Genomic DNA, 3,938 nt, shown 5'->3' on the forward strand with positions numbered 1-3,938 from the left:
GCGGGACATCCCGGTCCCCGCGGCGGGCCGGGAGGCGCTGGCACTCGCCGAGGGCGGCCTGAAGACCGAGGTGCCCGACGACGGCAGCGGCCCCCGGGCCGGCGCCACCGCGCACTCGCACGAGGGCGGCAACCACGGCATGCTCACCGACGAGCAGATCGACGCCATGGCCCGGCTCGACGGCTCGGAGTTCGACATCGCGCTGCTCGCGGCGCTCGTCGAGCACCACTACGGCGGGCTGCAGCCGGCGGACAAGGAGATCGAGGGCGGCACGGACGCGGAGGCCGTGGCGCTCGCGCAGTCCGAGGCGGACGCGATCCGGGTCGAGGTCGAGGACGTGCGCGACCTGCTGGCCGCCGTCGGCGGACCGGGCTCCACGAACGACCAGACGAGCTAGCCGGACGACGCCGCGGCGCCCTGAACAGGCCGAAGCCGTCGCCCCGGTCAGGGCGCCGTGACGAAGACGTCGAACAGCTCCGGGTGGTGCCCGTGCACCAGGACGGCGAACACGACGGCGTCGAACAGCAGGTGCACCGCCACCACGTAGCTGAGCGACTTGAACTTCGCGAAGATCCAGCCCTGGACCAGCGCGAACGGCACGGTCAGCAGCGGCCCCCACTCGCGGTAGCCGAGCTCCCACAGGAACGACACGAAGATCATCGACTGCAGGATGTTCGCCTGCCACATCGGGAAGTGCTTGCAGTACAGGGCGAACACGACACAGATGAAGAACAGCTCGTCCCAGATGCCCACGGCGTTCACACCGACGAACAGCCGCCAGATGTCCTGCGAGCCCTCCAGGTCCGGCCAGTTCAGGTATGCGCCCGACCCCAGGAAGTAGAACGGCAGCAGGAAGTATCCGATGACCACCACGAGGGCGAGGTAGATCCACTGTCCGGGGCTCCAGCGCTGTCCGGTCGCCACGGGGAACCGGATCGTGTCCTGCTGGAACACGAACCGGGACAGTGCCCACGGCACCAGCACCGACCCGCCGAGCGCGAGCGTGAACCGCAGCATCCCGGCGTCGGACAGGTCCGCCTTCAGCGAGATCAGCGAGATGATCCCCATGCCCACGCCGATCAGCGCCAGGTCGCGGCCGAGAGCGCGGTCGGCCCACAGGCCCAGCGCGATACCCAGCACCAGCGGCAGGTACGCGATCGGCCGGACGTGGATCGCGAACAGCAGGATCGCGGACGCGGACACGAGGAAGGCGGCCGTGAGGCGTGCCGGGCCGGCCAGCGGCGTGGGCAGGGTGAGGGTCACGGGGACGAGACTCCCACACCTCACGTGTCAGACGTACGGGTCACGGGAGGGATCTGGACGCCTGACACGTGAGGTGTGGGTGATCGGGCCTGGTACTTGGTGTTCCGGGATGGCTAGAGTCGGCAGGTAGTCAGGATTCACCCAGCATCCGGCCCGCCACGGGCCGGCCACCTGGCAAGGAGGCCGTCGTGCGCTCACCCGAGCACGTTGAGCTCGTTCGGAACAATCCGGACCTTCCCCCGGTCGCGGTCATCGACCGCAGACCCATGACCACCAGCAAGAAGCTGATCTTCGCCGCGATCGGGGTCGTCGCGGCGGTTGCGTGGGCCCTGGTCGCGTTCGTGCGCGGGGAGTCGGTCAACGGCGCGTACTTCGTGGTCGCGGCCGTCGGCACCTACGTGGTCGCGTACCGCTTCTACGCCCGCCTGATCGAGTACAAGGTGGTGCGTCCGCGGGACGACCGTGCGACACCGGGCGAGGAGCACGAGAACGGCCGCGACTTCGCCCCGACCGACCGCCGGGTCCTGTTCGGCCACCACTTCGCGGCCATCGCGGGCGCCGGCCCGCTGGTCGGCCCGGTGCTCGCGGCCCAGATGGGCTACCTGCCGGGCACCATCTGGATCATCATCGGCGCCGTGCTGGCCGGCTGCGTCCAGGACTACCTCGTCCTGTGGCTGTCCACCCGCCGCCGTGGCCGCTCGCTCGGTCAGATGATCCGCGACGAGATGGGCTCCATCGGCGGTGCCGCGGGCCTGATCGGCGTGTTCGTCATCATGATCATCATCCTGGCGGTCCTCGCTCTCGTGGTGGTCAACGCCCTGGCCGAGTCGCCGTGGGGCGTGTTCTCGGTGGGCATGACCATCCCGATCGCCCTGTTCATGGGCGTCTACCTGCGGTACATCCGTCCGGGACGGGTGTCCGAGGTGTCGATCATCGGCGTCGTGCTGCTGGTGCTCGCGATCGTCGCGGGCGGCTGGGTGGCCGACACTCCCTGGGGCGCCGAGACGTTCACGCTGGAGCCGGTCACCGTCGCCTGGCTGATCGTGGGCTACGGGTTCCTCGCCTCCGTGCTGCCGGTGTGGCTGCTGCTCGCGCCGCGCGACTACCTGTCCACGTTCATGAAGGTGGGCACCATCATCCTGCTGGCCGTGGGCGTGATCGTGGCGCAGCCTGCTGTCCAGGCGCCGGCCATCTCCAGTTTCGCCGTCGAGGGCAACGGCCCGGCGTTCGCCGGCTCGCTGTTCCCGTTCCTGTTCATCACGATCGCGTGCGGCGCACTGTCCGGTTTCCACGCGCTGATCTCGTCGGGCACCACGCCCAAGCTGGTCGAGAAGGAGAGCCAGCTCCGGCTCATCGGCTACGGCGGCATGCTCACCGAGTCGTTCGTGGCGATCATGGCACTGGTCACGGCCATCTCCATCGACCAGCACCTGTACTTCACGATGAACGCCCCGGCCACGCTCACGGGCGGCGAGCCGGGTTCCGCGGCGGACTACGTGAACGGCCTTGGCCTGGCCGGCCCGCCGGTCACGGGCGAGGAGATCCAGTCCGCCGCCGACGGCGTGGGCGAGGAGTCGATCATCTCCCGCACCGGCGGCGCCCCCACGCTCGCGTTCGGCATGTCGCAGATCCTCGGTTCGTTCCTGGGCGGGGCGAGCATGCAGGCGTTCTGGTACCACTTCGCGATCATGTTCGAGGCGCTGTTCATCCTCACCACGGTCGACGCCGGCACGCGCGTGGCCCGCTTCATGCTGTCCGACACCCTGGGCAACCTGGGCGGCCCGCTCAAGAAGTTCCGTGACCCGTCCTGGCGCGTGGGGGCGTGGATCTGCTCGATCGTGGTCTGCGGCCTGTGGGGCGCCATCCTGCTGATGGGCGTGACCGACCCGCTGGGTGGCATCAACACGCTGTTCCCGCTGTTCGGTATCGCCAACCAGCTCCTCGCCGCCATGGCGCTGGCCCTGGTGACCGTGGTCGTGGTTAAGAAGGGATACCTCAGGTGGGCCTGGATCCCCGCGGTGCCACTGCTGTGGGACCTCGCGGTGACCATGACGGCGTCGTACCAGAAGATCTTCTCGCCCGAGCCGAGCCTCGGGTACTGGGCGCAGCACAACGCGTTCCGCGAGGCGCGGGCCGCGGGCGAGACGTCGTTCGGTACCGCGGCCGACCCGGCCGCCATGGACGCCGTCATCCGCAACACGTTCCTGCAGGGCACGCTGTCGATCATCTTCGCGGTGCTCGTGCTGGTGGTCGCCCTGGTGGCGCTGTGGGTGTGCGTCAAGGCGATCCGGGCGGGGGGCCTGCCCACCACCGAGGAACCGGACGCGAGGTCGGCGACGTTCGCGCCGTCGGGCCTGATCCCGACCGATGCCGAGAAGGAGGTGGCTGCCCAGTGGGCCGCCTACTACGAGGAGAACCCGGACAAGCTCAGGACGGGGACGCACGCGTGAGCTCGCTCCGCCGCGGCTGGCGCGCCCTGACCTGGTACGTCACCGGCGTGCTGGGCGAGAGCGACTACCAGCGGTACGTGGCGCACCTGCGCCGCGTGCACCCGGACGCCGCGGTGCCGACCGTCGGGGAGTTCTGGCGGGACCGGTACGCGGCCCAGGACGCCGACCCGGGCGCCCGCTGCTGCTGAGCCGGTGAGCGGGCGCGTCCGCCGGCGGTCGGGTGCT

4 protein-coding genes are annotated in these 3,938 nt (G+C 70.0%); 3 read left to right on the forward strand and 1 reads right to left on the reverse strand.

Annotation, left to right across the window (positions count from 1 at the left end; translation table 11 throughout):
* A partial coding sequence (locus PROKR_RS14185) for a DUF305 domain-containing protein (protein ID WP_169736434.1) occupies window positions 1–397 on the forward strand: 397 nt, incomplete at its 5' end.
* Between the two features lie 47 nt (window positions 398–444).
* Here PROKR_RS14185 and PROKR_RS14190 read toward each other — a convergent pair.
* On the reverse strand, window positions 445–1,263 hold the full coding sequence (locus PROKR_RS14190; protein WP_036964292.1) for a CPBP family glutamic-type intramembrane protease: 819 nt from the start codon (window positions 1,261–1,263) through the stop codon (window positions 445–447).
* 266 nt (window positions 1,264–1,529) lie between these two features.
* Between PROKR_RS14190 and PROKR_RS14195 the strand changes: the two genes are divergently transcribed.
* On the forward strand, window positions 1,530–3,713 hold the full coding sequence (locus PROKR_RS14195) for a carbon starvation CstA family protein (RefSeq protein ID WP_245605830.1): 2,184 nt from the start codon (window positions 1,530–1,532) through the stop codon (window positions 3,711–3,713).
* Complete coding sequence (locus tag PROKR_RS14200) at window positions 3,710–3,901, forward strand: YbdD/YjiX family protein (RefSeq protein WP_036964294.1); 192 nt, start codon at window positions 3,710–3,712, stop codon at window positions 3,899–3,901. Before PROKR_RS14195 ends, PROKR_RS14200 begins: the two co-directional genes overlap by 4 nt.
* Window positions 3,902–3,938 lie beyond the last annotated feature (37 nt).

Origin of the sequence: Promicromonospora kroppenstedtii DSM 19349 (assembly GCF_000515355.1) — a bacterium.
In the GTDB taxonomy this organism is placed as follows: domain Bacteria; phylum Actinomycetota; class Actinomycetes; order Actinomycetales; family Cellulomonadaceae; genus Promicromonospora; species Promicromonospora kroppenstedtii.

Excerpts from the sequence above, each read along its gene's own strand:
- PROKR_RS14195 (WP_245605830.1), top strand. The coding sequence starts at position 1,530 with ATGACCACCAGCAAGAAGCTGATCTTCGCCGCGATCGGGGTCGTCGCG.